17 protein-coding genes are annotated in these 19,996 nt (G+C 54.0%); 5 read left to right on the top strand and 12 right to left on the bottom strand.

Annotated elements, in window-relative coordinates:
* The first annotated feature begins 144 nt into the window (after window positions 1-144).
* Window positions 145-2,097, top strand: a complete 1,953-nt coding sequence (locus FYJ24_RS11005) for an ABC transporter ATP-binding protein (RefSeq protein ID WP_154546362.1) — start codon at window positions 145-147, stop codon at window positions 2,095-2,097.
* A 3-nt stretch (window positions 2,098-2,100) separates the two neighbouring features.
* On the top strand, window positions 2,101-3,837 hold the full coding sequence (locus FYJ24_RS11000) for an ABC transporter ATP-binding protein (RefSeq protein ID WP_154546360.1): 1,737 nt from the start codon (window positions 2,101-2,103) through the stop codon (window positions 3,835-3,837).
* Here FYJ24_RS11000 and FYJ24_RS10995 read toward each other — a convergent pair whose 3' ends face one another.
* Both FYJ24_RS10995 and murI read right to left on the bottom strand, forming a co-directional pair.
* Window positions 3,838-4,602 (bottom strand): MBL fold metallo-hydrolase, encoded by a 765-nt coding sequence (locus tag FYJ24_RS10995; RefSeq protein WP_154546358.1) that lies wholly within the window; start codon window positions 4,600-4,602, stop codon window positions 3,838-3,840.
* Window positions 4,599-5,408, bottom strand: coding sequence for a glutamate racemase (gene murI, locus FYJ24_RS10990; protein WP_154546356.1), 810 nt, complete (start codon window positions 5,406-5,408; stop codon window positions 4,599-4,601). The genes FYJ24_RS10995 and murI overlap by 4 nt, the downstream gene beginning before the upstream one ends.
* 88 nt (window positions 5,409-5,496) lie before the next feature.
* Here murI and FYJ24_RS10985 point away from each other — a divergent pair, with 88 nt between their 5' ends.
* The gene (locus FYJ24_RS10985) at window positions 5,497-6,837 is read left to right on the top strand and encodes a nicotinate phosphoribosyltransferase (protein WP_154546354.1); all 1,341 of its coding nucleotides are present in this window, start codon (window positions 5,497-5,499) and stop codon (window positions 6,835-6,837) included.
* Between the two features lie 235 nt (window positions 6,838-7,072).
* Here the strand turns inward: FYJ24_RS10985 and FYJ24_RS10980 are convergent, their stop codons facing one another.
* The 10 genes from FYJ24_RS10980 to FYJ24_RS10935 all read right to left on the bottom strand — a co-directional run bounded on the left by FYJ24_RS10980 (window position 7,073) and on the right by FYJ24_RS10935 (window position 17,044).
* On the bottom strand, window positions 7,073-7,336 hold the full coding sequence (locus FYJ24_RS10980) for a DUF3039 domain-containing protein (protein ID WP_154546352.1): 264 nt from the start codon (window positions 7,334-7,336) through the stop codon (window positions 7,073-7,075).
* Window positions 7,323-8,102 (bottom strand): glucosamine-6-phosphate deaminase, encoded by a 780-nt coding sequence (gene nagB, locus FYJ24_RS10975; protein ID WP_154546350.1) that lies wholly within the window; start codon window positions 8,100-8,102, stop codon window positions 7,323-7,325. Before nagB ends, FYJ24_RS10980 begins: the two co-directional genes overlap by 14 nt.
* Window positions 8,103-8,189: 87 nt before the next feature.
* Window positions 8,190-8,474, bottom strand: a complete 285-nt coding sequence (locus tag FYJ24_RS10970) for an HU family DNA-binding protein (protein ID WP_154546348.1) — start codon at window positions 8,472-8,474, stop codon at window positions 8,190-8,192.
* A gap of 268 nt (window positions 8,475-8,742) precedes the next feature.
* Complete coding sequence (gene ispE / locus FYJ24_RS10965) at window positions 8,743-9,660, bottom strand: 4-(cytidine 5'-diphospho)-2-C-methyl-D-erythritol kinase (RefSeq protein ID WP_206192672.1); 918 nt, start codon at window positions 9,658-9,660, stop codon at window positions 8,743-8,745.
* The gene (gene rsmA, locus FYJ24_RS10960; protein WP_154546344.1) at window positions 9,653-10,504 is read right to left on the bottom strand and encodes a 16S rRNA (adenine(1518)-N(6)/adenine(1519)-N(6))-dimethyltransferase RsmA; all 852 of its coding nucleotides are present in this window, start codon (window positions 10,502-10,504) and stop codon (window positions 9,653-9,655) included. The genes ispE and rsmA overlap by 8 nt, the downstream gene beginning before the upstream one ends.
* A gap of 1 nt (window position 10,505) precedes the next feature.
* Window positions 10,506-11,600 carry a transglycosylase family protein gene (locus FYJ24_RS10955; protein ID WP_154546342.1) on the bottom strand — a complete coding sequence of 365 codons (1,095 nt, stop codon included), beginning with the start codon at window positions 11,598-11,600 and terminating at the stop codon, window positions 10,506-10,508.
* A gap of 12 nt (window positions 11,601-11,612) precedes the next feature.
* A complete protein-coding gene (locus tag FYJ24_RS10950) occupies window positions 11,613-12,914 on the bottom strand; it encodes an aggregation-promoting factor C-terminal-like domain-containing protein (protein ID WP_206192671.1) in 1,302 nt (433 codons plus the stop codon).
* A gap of 19 nt (window positions 12,915-12,933) precedes the next feature.
* The gene (locus tag FYJ24_RS10945; RefSeq protein ID WP_154546408.1) at window positions 12,934-13,794 is read right to left on the bottom strand and encodes a TatD family hydrolase; all 861 of its coding nucleotides are present in this window, start codon (window positions 13,792-13,794) and stop codon (window positions 12,934-12,936) included.
* 58 nt (window positions 13,795-13,852) lie between these two features.
* Window positions 13,853-15,433: a glutamine-hydrolyzing GMP synthase gene (guaA, locus tag FYJ24_RS10940; RefSeq protein ID WP_154546338.1), complete on the bottom strand. Its 1,581-nt coding sequence runs from the start codon at window positions 15,431-15,433 to the stop codon at window positions 13,853-13,855.
* 84 nt (window positions 15,434-15,517) lie between these two features.
* Window positions 15,518-17,044 (bottom strand): MFS transporter, encoded by a 1,527-nt coding sequence (locus FYJ24_RS10935; RefSeq protein ID WP_154546336.1) that lies wholly within the window; start codon window positions 17,042-17,044, stop codon window positions 15,518-15,520.
* Between the two features lie 235 nt (window positions 17,045-17,279).
* On the opposite strand from FYJ24_RS10935, the gene pta reads away from it, so the two are divergent.
* Both pta and FYJ24_RS10925 read left to right on the top strand, forming a co-directional pair.
* On the top strand, window positions 17,280-18,800 hold the full coding sequence (gene pta, locus FYJ24_RS10930) for a phosphate acetyltransferase (RefSeq protein ID WP_318656671.1): 1,521 nt from the start codon (window positions 17,280-17,282) through the stop codon (window positions 18,798-18,800).
* Window positions 18,800-19,993: an acetate/propionate family kinase gene (locus tag FYJ24_RS10925; protein WP_154546334.1), complete on the top strand. Its 1,194-nt coding sequence runs from the start codon at window positions 18,800-18,802 to the stop codon at window positions 19,991-19,993. The genes pta and FYJ24_RS10925 overlap by 1 nt, the downstream gene beginning before the upstream one ends.
* The last annotated feature ends 3 nt before the right edge of the window (window positions 19,994-19,996 follow it).

Below are 19,996 nucleotides of genomic sequence, written 5' to 3'. Positions count from 1 at the left end.
TGTGTGCCAAATGAGACATTGAGAAACTCTTTCTGCTCCCGCATACGGCAACGCGCATACAGGCGCGCCGTTACTTAGCGCATTCCAAGCAGCTCTCGATAGTTGTCACACTCCCGATTTTCGTTTTAGTCTCGAAAGATCATCATGACTCCACCGGCACCTTCTCGCCGCTATGTGCAGTTCCTGCGCGAAAGAGCCCGTCAGCTACACGTTGCCCTCCCGCCGCTAGGAAAGACCCCCAGGCGCTGGGCACCTTCACTTCGCGCGCCCAGCGGCGAGCCCCCACAGCTATCAGCAAACCCACGCACATTCCTCCAGCGCCTACTCAAGCGGAGCTGGAGGCCCATTGCACTACAAACGCTAGTAATGACGCTTTCAGGAGTTGCGGGGGCACTCATTCCTGGAACCATCGGCTCTATGGTAGAAAGTCTGCTCAATGAGGGTTTCAGCACCGCAGCCATCCAGCAGCTGAGTTTGTTTCTTGCTCTGGTGTTAGTCATTGCTGCCACTGAGGCTGTTGGACAGCTCTCCGAAATTGCCACCTGGTTTGGTGGAGGACTCATCGGCGCATGGGCCGTTGGGCGGCGAGTAAGCCGAGCAGGACGGGCAGCTAAACGTGACGAACCTGCAGGAGACGTCGTCACAGCAATGGTTAACGACTCCGACCACATAGGTATGGCTTTCGTATGGCTTCCTGAGGCGATCTCGGCAACAATCTCGACCGTTGTCATTATCGTTCTCATGTTCAGTATTTCAGCTCCCCTAGGGTGGTTGGTTTTGCTCGGGGTCCCTCTCTCTGTCGCACTCGTCAGTCTTTTAGCTGCTCCCATCCAAAAGAAGCTGGCTATTCAGCGCGAGGAACAGGGAAAGCTCACGACTATTTCTAGCGACGCCGTCTCAGGGCTGCGAATCCTGCGAGGAATCGGCGGTGAGGACACCTACAACGATCGCTACCGCAAGCAGTCACAGCGGGTTAAAGAAGCAGGAATTGCAGCGAGTCCTTCCCAGGCAATGCTGATGGTGTTGCGCACTTCCATCCCTCAGCTGTTAATCGCACTGGTCATTGGATACGGATCGTACCTGGCATTCAACGGGACGATCACCGTGGGGGAACTGGTGTCATTCTTTGGATACACCTGGTATTTGCGTATCCCTATTGGGACCGCAGCCGGGGTGGTGAGCACATGGACCAGAGCCTGGGTTGGTGTCAAGAAACTTGCCGGCATTTACGCGGTTGAACCTGCATCCAGTGACACGCATGTAGTCCCAGATCAATCATCCCCTAATTGGTGCCAGGTTGAACTACGTGACCTTCGCAGCAAAGCTGTAATTGCACCGGGAAAACTTACCGGTATAGTCTGCGAAGTCCCAGAACACGCAGCAGCTCTTGCTGCCCGCTTGGCCCGCACGACGGACGAAGAAAATGGTGATGTCCTTGCTGACAAAGTGAATCTGCGGACCTATCCGATTGCTCAGGTTCGTGAGGGGATTTTCTTGTCCGAGGCGAATGCTCAGGTATTTCGGGATAGTCTGCGAGACACCATCATGGGACCGGATGCACCTCCGCCCACGCCCCGAGGAGTCACTGAACTCATTTATCGCGAGCATATTGAGAACTTTGCTGACGAAGAAAACACGCTCTTTCAACCAACAGAGCCCGTCACCTCACATCGTATGCAAGAAGCTCTATGGGTGGCTGATGCCGCCGATGTCGAGATCTCTCTCGATAACGGCCTGGCTGGAGAGATCTCTGAGAAGGGACGAAACATTTCTGGTGGACAAAGACAGCGGGTTGCACTCGCCCGCGCCGTCTATTCTCATGCCCCCATACTGATATTGGTAGAACCCACCTCGGCCGTCGACTCCCACACAGAAGCGAGGATTGTTGAGCGCCTTGCAATGCAAAGAAAAGGCGAAACCACCGTGGTGGCATCAACTTCTCCCCTGTTTCTCAGTAACTGTGACCACGTAGTTGTGCTTGATCGGCACGGAAATGTCGCAGCGTATGGGACACATGAATCACTCGTTGCATCCGCGGCGCAGGGAGATCAAGCGGCACAAACTTACTGCACAATTATTGGACGAGGTGGCGAATAGCTCATGGTGAAACTTCCTGTAGCTCATAACCGTTTTTTGTGGCGCCGCGTAGGCAGGCTTTTTGGCGCCTATCGCCTGCAAGTAGTTTCCGTGCTCATCCTGCAAATCTTGGCTGCCGTTGCCGCGGTAGCGTTGCCTTATATCACCGGCGACATCATCGATCGCATCGATGGAGGTACAACATTACATACCGTGATGGTCATGATGGGGATAGCATTGGTGATCGTCTGTGTGGGCGCTGTCCTCACGTATTGGGCTGAGCGTAACTCTCGCATACTGGGAGAAACTATTTTTGCTCACTTGCGCGAAGACCTCATGGAAACCGTTACCCATCTGCCCCTTTCAGTAGTTGAGGAGGCGGGTACCGGTGACCTATTGGGCAGAACTACCCGAGATATCGAACGAGTGCAATTCGTCGTCAGACAGGGGCTCTCTTCGGTATTGACGATCACAACAACGATCATTGTTACCTTCGGTGCGGCTATTCTCACGTCGCCGCCGCTATCGGTTGCTCTTCTGGTCCCTATCCCCGCTGTCATTGTGGTGATGCGGTGGTACCTGCCGCGCACTGTCCCCGCCTACCGCGCGGGTGCAAGCGCTTGGGCATCCATGTCGGGCGTCATCGCTGAAACAATGGACCAAGCAGAAACGGTTGATGCGGCCCGCCTCATGGATCGCCGCAACCTCAAACTGGATGAGGCGGTCCGTGAGGTATGGCGTCTGGAACGATACACCGCCTGGCAGCGCATAATTCTCTGGTCGACACTCATCGTCGCGGTGTTCCTCCCCATTGGCGTGACCATCCTTGTGGGTTCATGGTTACTGCCATACGGTATTGTGACTGTCGGTCAGATCACAACGGTAGCTCTCTACTGTTATCAGGTGCGTGGCCCCATGTGGGACATGGCTTTCTGGATTGATGAAATCCAATCTTCGCAAGCAGCGTTAGGACGCATTTTTGGGGTTGATATGGTGCAGCCAGATCGGCAGTCTACAGACGATATCCCTAGCGACAATCACCTCAACGTCCACGATGTCAGGTACGCATATCGCGCGGATCGCGAGGTACTTCACGGAGTCAGTCTGGACCTTGTACCTGGGGAGACCCTCGCTGTTGTGGGGCCTTCTGGTGCTGGTAAATCAACTTTGGGACGTCTCGTGGCAGGGATCCATCCCACCACCTCCGGGCATGTGCGTGTTGGTGGAGTGGACTTGGTCAATCTTCCCGAAGACCTACTCCACAAACAGGTCATTTTGGTTTCCCAGGAACACCATGTTTTTGTTGGTACTATTGCCGATAATCTCCGCCTTGCCAAAGCCGACGCAACAGCAGATGAGTTGCAGTCGGCTATGAGCGCTGTCGGCGCGCACTCGTGGATCGACCAACTTCCTGATGGGCTAGCAACTGCTGTGGGTGCCAGCGGCCGTGAGCTCAGCCCAGGACAGGCACAACAGTTAGCATTAGCCCGCATTGTGTTGCTCAATCCCCACACATTAGTGCTAGACGAGGCAACTTCTCTGATGGACCCTTCAGCTGCAAGATCGTTAGAAAAGTCCTTATCTCGGGTATTGGAAGGGCGCACAGTCGTCGCTATTGCTCACCGTCTTCACACAGCTCATGATGCCGACCGAGTTGCTGTCATGATCGATGGCAGGTTGGCCGAGCTAGGCAGCCACGAAGCGCTGGTGAAAGCAGGTGGTGACTACGCTTCCCTGTGGCATTCTTGGCAAAGCGAATAATTAGACGGCGCAGTCGTGGACTGCTGCGCTGCGGGCGACCTCAAGTGGCCCCTCCCATTGGGAGCGGATCTCTGAGACAACCGTCTGCGGATCAGTCCACGGCTGAATATGAGTAACAACTAACTTTCCCACACCACTATCGGATGCAAGCTGTCCCAACCGTGCTCCATCCAAATGGATACCTCGGGGTTCATCAGCCGCGGTGAATCCACATTCGCCAAGAAGCAAATCAACACCATTGGCCATGTCGATCATTGTCTGGCATGCGTCGGTATCGCCGGTATAGGCAAAAGAACCACTCGGTGTCTCTACGCGAAACCCGTACGATTCAACTGTGTGATTGCCCGGATACGCGACGATGTGCATCGGCCCAATATCAACTACCGTTCCAGGTTCGACATTGCGAAAGTCAAAAATCCCTGCGAACTCGTCAGCTGTAGCCCATCCGTCAATTTGTAGGGTTCTCTCGCGAGTACCACGAGGGCCATAGATAGGAAGCTCTGGGAGCTTTCCCTCTGGATTCCAACGATGGTGAACAAACAACGAAATAATATCGCCCATGTGGTCAGCATGGCCATGAGAAAAGAACACCGCATCTAAATCTTTTGGGTCCATGTATCGCCATAGTTGACCGAATGCTCCTGGCCCCATATCAAATAGAACCGACCATATTCGACCTTCTGATTCTTCCTGCAATAGGTACGACGATGCCGCCGATTCTGGTCCGGACATGGAACCAGTTGCCCCAACTATCGTCAGTTTCATGCGTTCACCTCAAGCATATGTACAGATTCCACTTCGGGTCCCAAAAAACGCTTCGCCAATTGGGTAAAACGCGCAGATTCAGATGTAGAGAGGAAAGTGTAACGCCCGCCCCCTGGGCCGTGAAGTAAGTCAAGATTCACCAAACGTGAATACACCGCGTTAGCAGTTGCCTCAGAACTTGCTACGAGACTCACATCTGGCCCCATGACGTAGGAAATCACACCTGTGAGCAGTGGATAGTGGGTGCATCCTAAAACGACAGTATCCACTTCCTCTTCTTGCAGCGGAGCCAAATACTGGCGAGTTAAATCAGTGAGTTCTTCACCAGTGGTAATCCCCTGCTCAACAAAATCAACGAACCGTGGACATGCCTGCTGGGTAATCTCTAATCGAGGATTGACCGAAAGAACCCTGCGATATTCGCCTGAAGAAATAGTTGCTTGCGTTCCAATAACCCCCACTTTTCCATTACGGGTGGTAGCGGCTGCCGCCGTTGCTGCGGGAGTGATTACCTCAACAACAGGGATACCCTGGCGTGCCCAATAGCGTTCTTGTGCATCCGATAACGCGGCGGCAGTACCGGTGTTACAGGCAATGACAAGCATCTTCACGCCTTGCTCAACCAATGCATCGAGACATCGTATAGTCAAAGCCCGCACATCTGCAATGGACTTTGGACCATAGGGGGTATTGGCAGTATCCCCCAGGTAGATGAGGTCTTCTCCGGGAAGTTTATCCATGATGGCGCGGGCAACCGTGAGGCCACCCAGCCCGGAGTCAAAGACACCAATTGGAGCGTCATTCATGTCTTCGACGCTACCTCGCGAGGCACTTCGATGTTAGCCATAAGGACGTGAGAACCAACATAGTCACAGGGCTGCTACCGTTATCTCCATGGCTGCATCGTTATCAACCGCACTATTGACGGACAAATACGAACTCACAATGGTCGACGCCGCGCTGGCAAGTGGCGCCGCTGAACGACGCGTCACATTTGAACTATTTGGCAGGAAACTTCCACCCACCAGACGCTTTGGAGTAGTTGCTGGGACTGGCCGAATACTGGAAGCCCTAGAGAGATTCGAGTTCAGTGATGACCAAATTGCCTGGTTGGAGGCCCAAGACTACTTGGCGCCAGCTACTTTAGAATACCTGCGTAATTTCCGGTTCTCTGGCGATATTTACGGATACGCCGAAGGGGAATGTTACTTCCCAGGCTCGCCCCTTCTTACGGTCGAAGGAACTTTCGCTGAATGCACACTGCTTGAAACGCTGCTTCTGTCGGTGCTCAACTTTGACTGCGCTGTCGCATCAGCTGCCTCACGCATGACCATTGCCGCGCACGGACGCCCCTGTATCGATATGGGAGCACGCCGCACTCACGAAAGAGCCGCCGTTTCTGCGGCTCGCGCAGCTGTGATTGGAGGCTTCGTCTCAACATCCGATCTTGAAGCAGGGAAACGCTACGACCTAGAAACTGTGGGAACTTCCGCCCATTCATTTACGCTTCTCTACGAAAGCGAACCGGAGGCCTTCGCTGCACAAGTGGCCAGGCTTGGCCCCTCGACAACTCTGCTGGTGGACACCTACGACATCGCCAAGGGTGTAGAAAATGCCGTCGCTGCGGCGCGCGCAGCTGGTGGAGAATTGGGGGCCGTACGCCTCGACTCAGGCGACCTCGTTGCCCATGCTTTCAAAGTGCGAGGACAGCTCGATTCACTTGGCGCTCACACGACGCGCATTACCGTAACCTCAGATTTGGATGAGTACGCTATCGCCGCATTAGGCGCCGCACCGGTGGACAGCTACGGAGTGGGGACTCGCGTAGTAACCGGTTCCGGTGTGCCAACCGCAGCGCTGGTGTATAAGTTGGTGGAACGCGAAGGCGTACCTGTTGCTAAAGAGTCGGAATCAAAACAGACTATTGGCGGTCGGAAAGTGGCCGGACGCCTATTTGACGACGAAGGTTACGCTTCAGAAGAATTGCTGGTGACTGGCGGTACATGGGAAGAGACCCAGAGTGTTTTGAAAGACGCGGGGGCCAGACCGCTGCAGCACAAGATTGTTGACGGCGGAATGCTAGATCCCAACCTGTGGGGACCTGGTGCCGTTGAGGAAGCAGCAGCACATCACCGCAGATCTCGCAATGAACTTCCGTATCCTGCGTGGCGTCTTTCCGAGGGGGAACCTGGCATTCCTACGCGTGTTAGCGCCATCGAAGATGTGCGCTCCTGAGTGCACCTTCTGTTTGAACGAGGCTAAACCGGGAGTTCCCTGCGGTACCCCCGGTCGCCTCCCCCAAGTCGTCATCCCCCCAAAACGACACTCGCGCATACATATATGCGCGTAGCTATTCAAAGTTAGCGTATTCTCGGAGCAACATTCACTATCCCCTCGAATAAACCACTATCCCCGCAAGAAATATCGACCTGCCACAGCAATTATGACACTGTGATAGAACAGAGTGGCATTATTTCTTTCCATCCCCAAATGGCCAGTTGGGTCCTTGCTTGCCCATTTCGTCGCGGAGAGCCTTGCACCGCGGGCACACCGGATATTTCTTAGCATCCCGGGTCGGAACCCACACTTTGCCACACAATGCCACTACAGGCTGGCCCGATACTGCCGAGCGGTTGGCGCGGTCACGGCGCACATAGTGCGAAAAGCGATCGCCGTCTCCATCACTCTTTTGTGGCTTTACCTTAGTTTCTTCGATTACGTCAAGATTGGTCATACTGTGCCTTCCACGCCTGGGCGTAGTAGTCGCGCATAGTGAGTTTGCTGGCTGCACCCTCATCCAACAAAACTGTAATGTCGTTGTGGAATTGCACAACGGTTGCAGGCCAACGGGCTGAGACCGGCCCCTCTACCATCTGAGCCACAGCTTCAGCTTTACCGGCACCGGTTGCGATGAGTACCAGTTTGCCAGCTTCCATAATCGTCCCCAGTCCCTGAGTGATACAGGCGGTGGGAACATCAGCTAGGTTGCCATCAAAAAATCGAGCGTTATCTTGGCGGGTTTGCTCAGTCAGAAAATCTACGTGCGTTCGAGAGGAGAGAGAACCAGAGGGTTCGTTGAAACCGATGTGACCATCCGATCCAATGCCAAGAATCTGGACGTCAACTCCCCCAGCAGCTTTGATCTGAGCATCATATTCGGCGGCAGCCGCATAAGGATCGTCAGAGGCACCTGCGGGGGCATGGACTGCACTGTCAGGGAAGTCCGTGCGTGCGGTGAATACCCGCCGGATAAAGTTGCGATAGGCCTCTGGATGTTCCATCGACAGGCCCACATATTCATCAAGACAGAAAGCTTGTGCTTGGGCGAAGCTTAATGTCCCAGCTTCGACTTTCTTGACTAATGCATCATACAGCGGCAATGGAGAAGACCCCGTAGCTAAACCTAAAACCCCCGTGGGCTTGTCAATGAATACCGGAGCGATAATCTCAGCTCCAATTTCGCCGATTTTGCTTTCATCATTGAAAATGCCAACCTGCATGAGTGTGTTCTCCCTGTTCGACTGATACCAATCATAGAACACAATGAGGGTGTGAAGACACGTCTTCCCACCCTCATCACAGAAGAACTACTTCTTGGCAACAGCCTTCTTCAGTGTTGAGCCAGCGGTGAGCTTTACGCCAAAGCCAGCAGGAATCTGGATCTCTTCGCCGGTGCGGGGGTTGCGTCCGGTGCGGGCGGCGCGTTGCACACGCTCTGCTGAAAGCAGACCAGTGACCTTAACAGTCTCGCCCTCTGAGAGCGAGGTGATAAGAACATCCTGGAAGGCACCCAGGGCTGCATCAGCCTGGGTCTTGGTGAGGCCAGCACGCTCAGCGATAGCAGCGACAAGCTCAGTGCGGTTCATAGCCATAGAGACATCCCTTTTCTTATAACTCTGTGTTTCGCCACAAACGTGGTTCGCAGGCTAGATTACGAAACGATCGCCTTCTTGTCAGCTTAGGTTCATCAAGCGTGTCGTCATGCGGATTTGTTGGCATTGACATGCACCCCATCGACTGGGATACTAGCGCACTGCAGTTTTTCGCGTGCTCAAACCCCCCAATAAGAGGTTTTTTCATGCCTCGACCCCTATTTTGCCCCACTAAAGCAACGATTAGGGACATTGTCACAATCGAAATCTATGCACATCTGCGCGCCCAGGATGGCAGTTTCTCACATAATTCGGCCCCGGTCACAGGCCCCCGCACACTGCAGGTTCCGCGCACATTAGGCAACAGTGCCCATGCTGCGCGCACTCGGCTAGCCGTAGCCTCATCGCCCACAAGTGCGGCAATAGTTGGCCCGGAACCAGAAACTATCCACTGCTGGGCACCAGCCTCCAAGGCGACATTTCCAATCTCCTCAAGCTCCGGTCGAAGCGAGAGAGCAGCAGCAGCAAGATCATTAGTCAGATAGTGAAGATCAATGTCGTGTTTGCGTGGTAAGTCCCGCGCAAGGTTGAGGCGATCGAACTGGGCGAATACTGCCGGGGTTGACAGCCCCTGATACGAAAAAGCTAATACCCAGTGGTGGTCAACATTGTCATCGATTGATTCAAGAACATCCCCGCGCCCAACCCCAACGGTAACCCCCCCTGCGATGCATGCAGGCACGTCAGCTCCCAGGGAACGGCCTATCTGCTGAAGTTCGTCGCTACTCAAGCCCAGGCACCATAGTGCGTTGACTGCAACCAGCGTCGCGGCAGCATCGGCTGATCCACCTGCCATTCCACCTGCAGTAGGAATACTTTTATGGACAGTTATTCTTACCGCTGGAGTGGCCGGAGGCCTCAACGCTTGCAACGCCCGCATAGCCAGATGATCCACGTCAGGGATCGCGGCAGCTATGTGTGTTGCCTCCGGGTCCTCAGCTTGATTCAGATAGCACACGGTAACAATGTAGTCGACGGTGCCGGGCATCTCTTCAATATGCACGTATTCATAAAGAGAGACGGCTTCAAAGACAGTTACCAATGGATGATAGCCATCGTCTGCAGGGGCGCCGACTCTCAGTATCCGGTTAACTTTGCCTGGAGCACGCGCGATGATGCTAGCCAATAGCCGACGCAGCCTTTGCAATATCGATGTATTGATCCAGACTCAGGTTTTCTCCACGCAGGGTTTCTTCAACACCCGCTAAGGCCAAAATCTCGGCGGTCTTGTCTCCCAATAGTGGGCGCAAAACACCACGCAACATTTTGCGCCTCGCTGCAAATGCCTGATCGATAATCGCAAATGTCTGCAATCGAAGGTCATCATCTCCCGGCCGTTCGCCGATTCTCACGTGGACTAAAGCCGAATCAACATTAGGCGTAGGCCAGAATACCGCCCTCCCGATAGCACCAGCCTTGCGAGCGTTCCCATACCATGCGGTCTTTACGGAAGGGATGCCATATGTTCGGCTCCCAGGAGGTGCAACGAGTCGATCAGCCACTTCCGACTGAACCATCACCAATGCGCTTTCGAGGCTAGGAAGGATTTCCAAGAAATGCAGCAATATCGGTACTGCGACGTTGTAGGGAAGGTTTGCAACAAGTCTTGTTGGTTCTGGCCAGCCCGGGGCAATCTGTTCCCACGACTCCACGTCCAAGGCATCGGCACCGTATACCGCGAGCGAGGCTTCTGGAAAACGCTCTTGCACAGTGGCAGGGAGTTCTTCAGCAAGCACCGGGTCAATTTCCACGGCGCACACCCGCGCCCCTGCCTCCACAAGTCCAAGAGTAAGTGAGCCTAGGCCCGGTCCGACTTCCACCACGATCTCTCCGCTGCCAACACCAGATTCTCTGACAATCTTGCGGATTGTGCCGCCGTCATGAAGGAAATTCTGCCCCAGTTTTTTCGTTGGAGTGACCCCTATGCGGGCAGCAATGTCGCGTATGGCTGCCGGACCGAGCAGTGTCATATCACCGAAGTCCCATAGCAGAGGTACAGCCTGGCCATTGACCCCAGCCCGACCTTTCCTGCAGAGCTTGAGCACGGGCCGTCTGTTCTTCTGCACTTGCATCCGAAGGCAAGCCGCTGCCTCCCACTGATTCCCAAGTCTGTTGCGTAAACTGATACATTCCATAGAAACCGTTGCCAGTATTAGCACTGGGGTTTCCTCCCGACTCACACTGGGCAAGTGCAGCCCACGGGTCGCCACCTGAGTACGACCCACCGCCACCACCGGTGCTAGCCTGGACGGTCTCTGCTGGCCGTTCCTTGGTTCCTACACGTACGATGTGCGCAACCGGTTGCCGAGTGATTTCGTCTGATATCTGGGTCTCTACGACGACTTCGCCTCCTACAAGATGGCGATAGGTCTTTATCGTTCGCTCTCCAGCGACACCTTCTTGAATGACCTCTTCAGTTCCTTCATACAGTTCAGGATCTTCTTGCCGCTCTTCTGCAAAAGGTACTTCTGACTTCGTTTCTTCAATCCAACGTTTTTGCGTCGTCACTTCGACAGCAAGATCATTACCAGCGGCAGACACAGCCACCATGTCTAGCGGGGATACCTCGATTTTTGCCGCGTCCAAAGCATCTGCAACAGTCGTGTCCTCGTCAAGTTCAATCTCTTGCGGATCGGCCTTATCGACGACGACCTGGACGCTATTCCCGTCACTGTCAAGGGGAATCGAATCTCGGTTTTCTGCAATCGTCAGGCTAGCCACACCGGTATCAGCAAGTACGCTGGCCAAATCATCCTCTACAGACCAGACCTCACCATCAGCGGTGCTAAACGGTTGAGCTCGCCGAACAGTAATGGAGTCTCCAGACTCTAGTAATTCCTTGAGAGCTGGCTGAACCTCGTCATGTTCCCCCACTTCCACTTCGGCCGCATCAAGTGCATCCTCAACGGTGGTGTAGAATCCAGAAATTGCAAGGACCGTGCCATCTGAAGATACGGTTATCTCCTTATGCTCTCGAATGACACCGTATGCGGCTGTTCCGCTGACGGCAACAATTACCACACCTGCGGCAAGACCTACATAGAGACGGTTTGACGTAATACTCAAAAGATTCCTTCTTTAGTACCAATTATTCGATTGGAAGAAGTCCCAGGCACCGCACGGTGACCCGTAACGCCCGGATATGTATCCCAATCCCCACGTAATTTGCGTTCGGGGATTGGTCTGCCAATCGGCCCCAGCACTGGCCATTTTGGAGCCAGGTAGGGCTTGTGGGATGCCGTAGGCACCCGATGATGCATTGTGAGCATAGGGATTCCAATGAGATTCCCTCTCCCACAGATTCAATAGGCACGGGAACTCCGCACCTAATCCTTGTCCCTCAAGCATTGCTTGAGCGATTCCTCTTGGGTCTTCACCCGAATATGGCCCTAGAGGTATTTGCGGCAGTTGACTGTCAGTATTCTGCCCGTTCTTGATCTTGTCGATCTCAGATTGAGAGGTAATACTCCCTAGCTCTGCCCGATACCGCTTGACCGCGCGGCCTTCATCATCCACATATTCTTCGAGTGTTGCTGCCGGATCGATGCCAGCTTCCACGAGTGCCAGTGGAGTGACTTTTTTCGTGCCTTCGGTCCTCTTTTCAGCCGCAGGCTCTGTCTTTACCGATGAAAGAATGGTTCTTTCAGGATCAGAATTTCCGCGCTGAGTGACCAGTGCGATCGTTTCAGTGATACCGGCCTTACCTTCTTGCTCACGAATCCATTCGCCCTCAAAGAGTGAAGATTCCTTTTTTACCTCACTTTCGTGAGGCACTTCGGAACGATCAACCTCAAGTTCCTTCTTTACACGCGTTATTTCGACCAGAAGAGTCCCCTTGTCAGCGTGATAGACCACCTCGTCAAGAGGATTGAGATCATCGGGAAGTACCGGATCCTCCAGTGCCTTTACGGTGACACCATCGAAACCATTGTCCCGGAGTTTCACAGGCTCTTTTTGGGTAAGTGGTAACCCAGATTCTTGGGCTTGAACGCGAGTCATTGTGTCGGCCCTGGTCGTTTCCAACACTTCCACAATACTTTGGGCCGGTGTCACAACTGTAGATGGGATGCCGTCGATATTTGCGCGGATCGGGCGGGCCGTGAACACATCGATGCGTTGTCCATCCTCAATCGTTATGAGATGTGGACGAGGCGCCTCGACCGTAGTATCAGAAATAACACGATCTTGTGGGCTCAGTGTGATGCTAGCTTCTTCCAACACATCATAAGCGGTGGAGCCCCACGTAGCTATGGGGCGCACTACCCCGTCCACTGACAGCGTGAGATTCTTGTGTGAAGTGGAAATATCTACAGCTGCCAGGGTAACAACGATAGCAACAGCTGCACCTGCTACCCCGAGAGTCACACCCTTTCCAGCCATAGAGGGGAGTTTAGCCCAGCTACCAAGTGCCGTAAACCCTAGCGGTTGTCTGGTTGAGGCGCTCAATTGCCTGCTGTACTGGGACATTCCAAAGCATCGCCATATAGCGCACAGTGTGCGGCATCACGTAACTGGCATTCGGGCAACCACGATGCGGAACGGGAGTAAGATACGGCGCATCTGTCTCCACCAAAACTCTGTCATGAGGAAGCTCTAAGAAAGCTTGGCGCAGTTCCTCATTTGCCGGATACGTTAAAGGCCCCGCAAAACTTGCAAACCAACCGTTCTCAGTGATCGTCTTAGCGAGTTCTCGATCGCCAGAAAAGCAATGGAATACAATCCTTTGGTCAGGTTCTGCAACATCGCGCAAGAGTTCCACAGTCTCTCGGTGAGCATCCCGGTCATGAATCTGCACGGGCAGATTGTGGGCTTGAGCCATTTCCACATGAGCGGCAAACGATTCGTTCTGGGCCTCGCGGCCTGCCTCACCCGTGCGATAGAAATCGAAACCAGTCTCACCCACGGCAACAACTTCCGGATCACGAAGGTGCCGCGAGACAAGGCCCAACGCCTCAATGAGTGGCACATGGTGTTCTTCCCGGGCGTGTTCGAAACCATCAGGAGACTTCTCTACAATGCCTGCGTGGAGAGCAGCCTCATTCGGATGGATTGCCAATGCAATCTTGACCTCTGGCCATTGACGTGCGATTTCTAAGGTGGGCTCGAAGTCGGGCAGAGAGCATGCCGAGGTGATCATCCTGTTGACCCGAACCTGATTCGCCCGCTCAATCTGCTCACTAAGTGACAGTCGTAACCCTTCAGGTGACGGAATCTCACCGTCGTGGGTGGGCAAATGCGTGTGATTGTCCGTCACCGTCATAGGAAGGGGCTCAGGAAGATCCGGCCATGAGCGTCGTTTCTTTGCCACGTCGTTCTCTTTACTCCCATTCAATTGTGCCCGGCGGCTTCGATGTTACGTCCAAGACAACTCGGTTCACCTCGGGGACAGTGTTCGTTATGCGGTTAGAAATCTCTGATAGCACATCATAAGGAATGCGAGCCCAGTCAGCAGTCATCGCATCCTCAGAGACAACCGGACGCAGCACAATCGGATGACCGTAGGTGCGCCCATCCCCTTGCACGCCAACACTGCGCACATCCGCTAGCAAAACCACCGGGCATTGCCAGATCTCTTGGTCGAGGCCAGCCTTCGTCAGTTCTTCTCTAGCGATCAAGTCTGCGGCCCGAAGAATATCAAGACGCTCTTTGGTGACCTCACCGACAATGCGAATCCCCAGTCCTGGACCAGGGAAAGGCTGGCGTTGCACCAGTTTGTCAGCTAATCCTAGTTCACGACCGATTGCCCGCACCTCATCTTTGAAGAGTGTGCGCAAGGGTTCTACTAGATCGAAGGAAAGATCTTCAGGAAGTCCCCCCACATTGTGATGAGACTTGATGTTTGCAGTGCCCTCACCGCCACCAGACTCAACCACGTCGGGGTACAACGTCCCCTGGACGAGAAAGTCAATACTCAAGCCGTCAGCAGCCTTTTCGTCAGTGAGCATACGGGCTGCTGATTCAAAGCTACGGATGAACTCACGCCCAATAATCTTTCGCTTTGTTTCCGGGTCGCTGACTCCCGCAAGCGCTTCAAGGAAACGCTCTGATTCGTCAATGGTGACGACCCGGATACCCATATTTGCCGCGTAGTCGTCTTCGACTTGTTCGCGTTCGCCAGCTCGAAGAAGTCCGTGGTCCACAAAGAAACATGTGAGCTGATCGCCCACAGCTCGGTGCACCAGTGCTGCTGCAACCGATGAGTCAACTCCTCCTGAGAGCGCGCAAATAACCTGCCTGTCACCCACTTGATCACGGATTTGACCGACCAGCTGTTCCACGATGTTACCCGCAGTCCAGTCAGGAGAAAGCCCCGCTCCCTGGTAGAGGAAGTTTTCAATGACTTTTTGTCCCTGGTCGCTATGGAGGACTTCAGGGTGCCATTGGACGCCGTAAAGAGAACTGTCGGTATTTTCAAAGGCTGCCACTGGCGCGCCCGCGCTGCGAGCAGTCACTGTGAAGCCTTCGGGAGCTGAGATTACGGCATCGCCGTGACTCATCCACACAAACTGATCAGCATCGGTACCGTCCAAGAGGACGCTATCGCCTACGCGTTCAATTTGTGTTCGCCCGTATTCCCTCTCACCGGTTTGGTTCACTTCCCCACCCATCGATTGGGCCATGAGCTGGAAGCCATAGCAGATTCCGAAGATGGGGATTCCAGCGCGAAATAGTGACCCGTCAAGGTGAGCTGCATTGTCCACATACACTGAAGCCGGTCCTCCAGAAAGGATGATGGCAGCGGGATTCTTCTCAAGAATCTTTTTTGCATCCCACGAATGTGGCACGATTTCCGAATAGACCCCTGCTTCACGGACTCGCCGCGCAATCAACTGCGCGTACTGAGCTCCGAAGTCAACTACTAGAACTGGGCGTCGCGTCGTCTCATTCACGGGGTTCATCTTACCGTTCTTTCGGGGCATGGCTTTCCGTGCCGAAGTACGTATTCATAGCGTGCACTCATCTATGGAGTGAAGAGCTCATTTCTAGGTGTCATTTTCTGGAAGAAGATCCAAAGTATCACGCAAAGACGATCCTGGGAGGAAGAGCGCGGCTATGAGGGAGAGAACTCCAAGGACTGCAATTCCCATGAAAATGTCACCCATTGCATCCCCGTAAGCGGAGCGGACAATTGCTTGCAATGCGGGTTCCATTTTCGTGATGTCAAGAGAATCGGTATCGGGGACCATTGACACTGGCATTCCGGCAGCCAACACTTTACTTTCCATATGAGCTTCGGTCGAGATTGTGTAGATGATTCCAGCTACTTGCACTCCGATTGCACCGCCAAGAGACCTGAAAAAAGTCACCATTGCTGTTGACGCCCCGACATCCCTGAGCGGGACACCATTTTGTACGGCAAGGACCAGGTTCTGCATTGAGGATCCCTGCCCGAAGCCAATGAGGACCATCGCTATCCATATGTACCACAGTGGGGTGACTGACCCTACCCATATCATCATGATGAGTCCGCCGCTCATGGCCACTAGTCCCGTGACAACAAAGCGTTTCCACCGACCTATATGGGATACCAGTTGTCCCGAAATCGTCGAGGAAAGGAACATCGCCAGCATGAGAGGAACCATGATGATGCCTGATAAGGCGGGACTATATCCCTGAGCAATTTGGAAGTACTGGCCGAAGAACACTGGAGGTGCGTTGAGCGCTGTTCCAATCCCTATAGAAGCCAGAACAGCTAGGAGCGGGGTGCGCTGTGTAAGGAGACGCAAAGGCACGACTGGTTCTGGGTCGTGAAGCTCAACCCAAACGAATATGGCGAGAACCAGCAACGCTGCAACCGGCATACCAATACCCAGGGGTGAAACCCATGGGAAGATTTTTCCACCACAGGAGATCCAGATGAGGAGCAGCGATACTCCAGCGGTGATGAGAGCAGATCCCCAGTAGTCTATGTGGGGTTTGAGCCGAGCGCTCTTGGGAATCTTCAGGTAGCGCCATAAGACGACTATGGCGATTAGTGAAAAAGGTACTGAAAGCCAGAAGGTCCACCTCCATCCCAGCCATGGAGTCGACACAATGAGTCCGCCAAGGAGTGGTCCCGATACTGTTGCAACCGCCATTGTCGCACCCAGGTATCCGTTGTATTGGCCGCGTTCTCTTGGTGTCACGATGGAGGCGATGACCGTCTGGACCAATGCCATCTGGGCGCCCATCCCGATGCCTTGAAGTACCCGCGACGCGATGAGCCAGGATGCATTGGGGACCATGCCGGAAAGGAGCGAGCCCAGAGAAAATAGTCCGATTGCCGCAAGCAGTAGCGCCTTCTTATTAAAAAGGTCACCTAGCTTTCCCGCTATGGGGGTTGCGGCGGTGGAGGCCAAGAGCACAGCAGTGACAATCCACGTGTATTGGGTTTCAGAACCGTCCAATGCCGCCATGATTTGAGGCAGCGCATTTCCAACGATTGTGACGGAGAGATTGGAGACAAAAAGCGCTAAAAGAAGTCCCCATAGGATTCTCAAAACCTCACGTTTGCGTGACTTACCAGTCATATGCCCCCTTTATGCAGTTGTGCGAACACCGAGACTTTACTCCTGTTTCCGGGCTGCCTCGCACACGTTGTCCAAATGATGTTCTTTGGGTGTTGAAGAAGACATCGCATCACGGCACCTCTTCCTTCTTGAGGAACAAGAAGGAGAGCTAGGCCTCACCTAGACTCACCCCATCTGTGGGAGGGCGGGGTTACCATGGGATTGTCAGGAAAACTGTCAACCATGAGGGATTCTCGTGTCGCATTCAATCTTGGTCACAGGCACTGCACCTGGGTCTGCTGCCGCCGAAGTCACGCACCAGCTCGCTACGATGCTTCCAGAAATAGACGTTGTATATGGGGGTGAAAGTTTCACGCTCACCGATGCCACTGCCGGAACGACAATCGTCAATGCGATTAAGCACCCACAACAGGCACTCAAAGAGGTGACCGTGTCGCTCCGCTCTACCCCTGGTGCGGCCTTGATCGCTGGTTTGTCCGGAGCTCCAGCCCCCAGCTTCGATGTGCTGGGATGGAACCTAGATGTAGCAGCAAATGCTGGCGCTAAAGTCATATTGGTTATTGACGCGGCCGGTATGGGAAGTGAGCTACTTACCGATGAGATCGCTTCGTCTTTGCGCCGCGCGGGGCAGCACCATGCCAGTGTGAGCGGAATCGTTCTGGTCGGCTCTAACACTGTTCCCGACGTAGAGGTTCCGGTAGTCACCTCACCACTCGATGTGGAGAAAGTGCGCAGCGTTACCGGGCCCGCAGCTACTGTCACAACACCGTTGATGTTTCAGGGTGATTTGATGGCACGGGCACGCTCCAATAAGAAGACAATTGTCCTTCCAGAGCCTGAAGATGCACGCGTACTCACCGCTGCCGCGCGGGTACTTGCTGATGGAGTTGCGAATATAGTTCTCGTTGGTGATGAGACTCAGGTTCGCTCTTCTGCTCAAGAATTAGACCTAGATATTTCGGATGCTCGTATCGTAGGCGTCACCGATCCAGAGCTCAGTGAGAAGTATGCAACCGAGTTCGCCCGGCTTCGCGCACATAAAGGTGTCTCCATTGATGATGCCCGCCAGAAAATGCGTGACGTCACCTATTTCGCCACCATGATGGTGCAGATGGGGGATGCTGATGGGATGGTATCCGGTGCAGCACATACCACTGCTGAGACTATCGTTCCGGCATTCCAGATCATCAAGACTGCTCCAGGTGTTTCGATAGTGTCATCGTCATTCCTCATGCTGCTGGCCGACCAGGTTCTTGTGTTGGGCGATTGCGCAGTCAACACCAATCCAACGTCAAACCAATTAGCAGAGATTGCGGTGTCAACTGCCCAAACAGCAGCTGCCTTTGGCCTTGATCCTAAAGTTGCCATGCTTTCTTACTCCACTGGCTCTTCTGGTTCAGGTGCCGACGTTGACCTAGTTCGTGAGGCGACCGAAAAACTCATGCAACTGGCGCCTGAACTTTCTGTCGAAGGGCCCCTCCAATACGATGCAGCCGTTTCACCAGAAGTTGCCGCATCCAAGGCTCCCGGTTCTGCCGTAGCCGGCAAGGCCAATGTGTTGATCTTCCCCAATCTCACAGCGGGCAATATCGCCTACAAGGCAATCCAGCGTAGTGCTGGTGCCGTCGCTGTTGGTCCCATTCTTCAAGGGTTACGCCGTCCGGTAAATGATCTTTCCCGCGGCGCCCTCGTTGAAGATATCGTCAATACTGTGGCTATCACTGCAGTACAGGCTGGCAATGAGAAAGTGAACTAATGCCTAAAACCGTCCTTGTTATCAACTCAGGATCGTCTTCAATCAAATACCAGCTGGTAGACCCAGATATCGGCCATGCTATGGCATCTGGTCTGGTAGAACGCATTGGGGAGGACGTGGGGCACCTGCACCACAGGTATTCACTGCGGGAAGTGGATCTCAACCAACCCATCGCAGACCATGCGCAGGCTCTGCGTCTTGTACTCGATCTCTTTGACGAGGTGGGACCTCACCTTGATGAGGCGAATATCGTTGCTGTTGGCCACCGGATCGTGCAGGGAGGTCGTTATTTCTCGGGCCCCGCTCTCATCGATGACCGCGTGCGTGGCCTCATCAAAGAGCTCTCAACTCTAGCTCCCCTTCACAACCCCCCTGCACTTAAGGGCATTGAAGTTGCCCAGGATCTTTTGCCAGATATTCCCCAGGTGGCAGTTTTCGATACGGCGTTCTTCCAAGATTTGCCCGCACAGGCAGCCCTCTACGCTCTCGACCGCGAAATAGCCGAAAAGTATTCCATTCGACGTTACGGCGCCCATGGGACTTCACACCAATATGTATCGAAGAGAGTGGCAGAGATTCTGGGGGGGAAGGACCTCAAACAGATTGTCCTCCACCTCGGCAATGGCGCATCAGCTTCAGCAATCGACGGCCCCCACGCCATGGACACTTCTATGGGCCTGACTCCCTTGGAAGGCCTTGTCATGGGCACGCGTACGGGTGACATTGACCCTGCCGTGGTTTTCCACCTGCAACGCGTAGCAGGTATGAGTGTCGATGAGGTTGATGTTCTCATGAATCGGCGTTCTGGTTTGCGCGGCTTAGCTGGCGACAATGACATGCGTGCTGTGCGCGAGATGTTCAGGTCCGGCGATCACAATGTTCGTCAGCGTGCCCGCGAGGCTCTCGACGTCTACATCAACCGCCTCGTGAAGTACATCGGCGCATACACCGCTGAAATGGGCGGCGTCGACGTCATCACATTCACTGCAGGTATTGGCGAAAATGATATTGACCTGCGACGTGAAGTATGTCAACGGTTGCAGTTCTTCGGTGTCGTTTTGGATGAGGATGCTAATAACCAGCGTCCCCGTGATCCAATCACTATCTCAGCGCGTGGTTCGTCGGTTCGTGTCATGGTTGTTCCCACGAATGAAGAGCTTGCAATCGCCAAACAAGCACTGACCCTGGTCTAATAG

The organism is Scrofimicrobium canadense (assembly GCF_009696615.1).
Lineage (GTDB): Bacteria > Actinomycetota > Actinomycetes > Actinomycetales > Actinomycetaceae > Scrofimicrobium > Scrofimicrobium canadense.
Note: the sequence above shows the minus strand (reverse complement) of the source record. Positions and strands in the feature narration are given on the sequence as shown.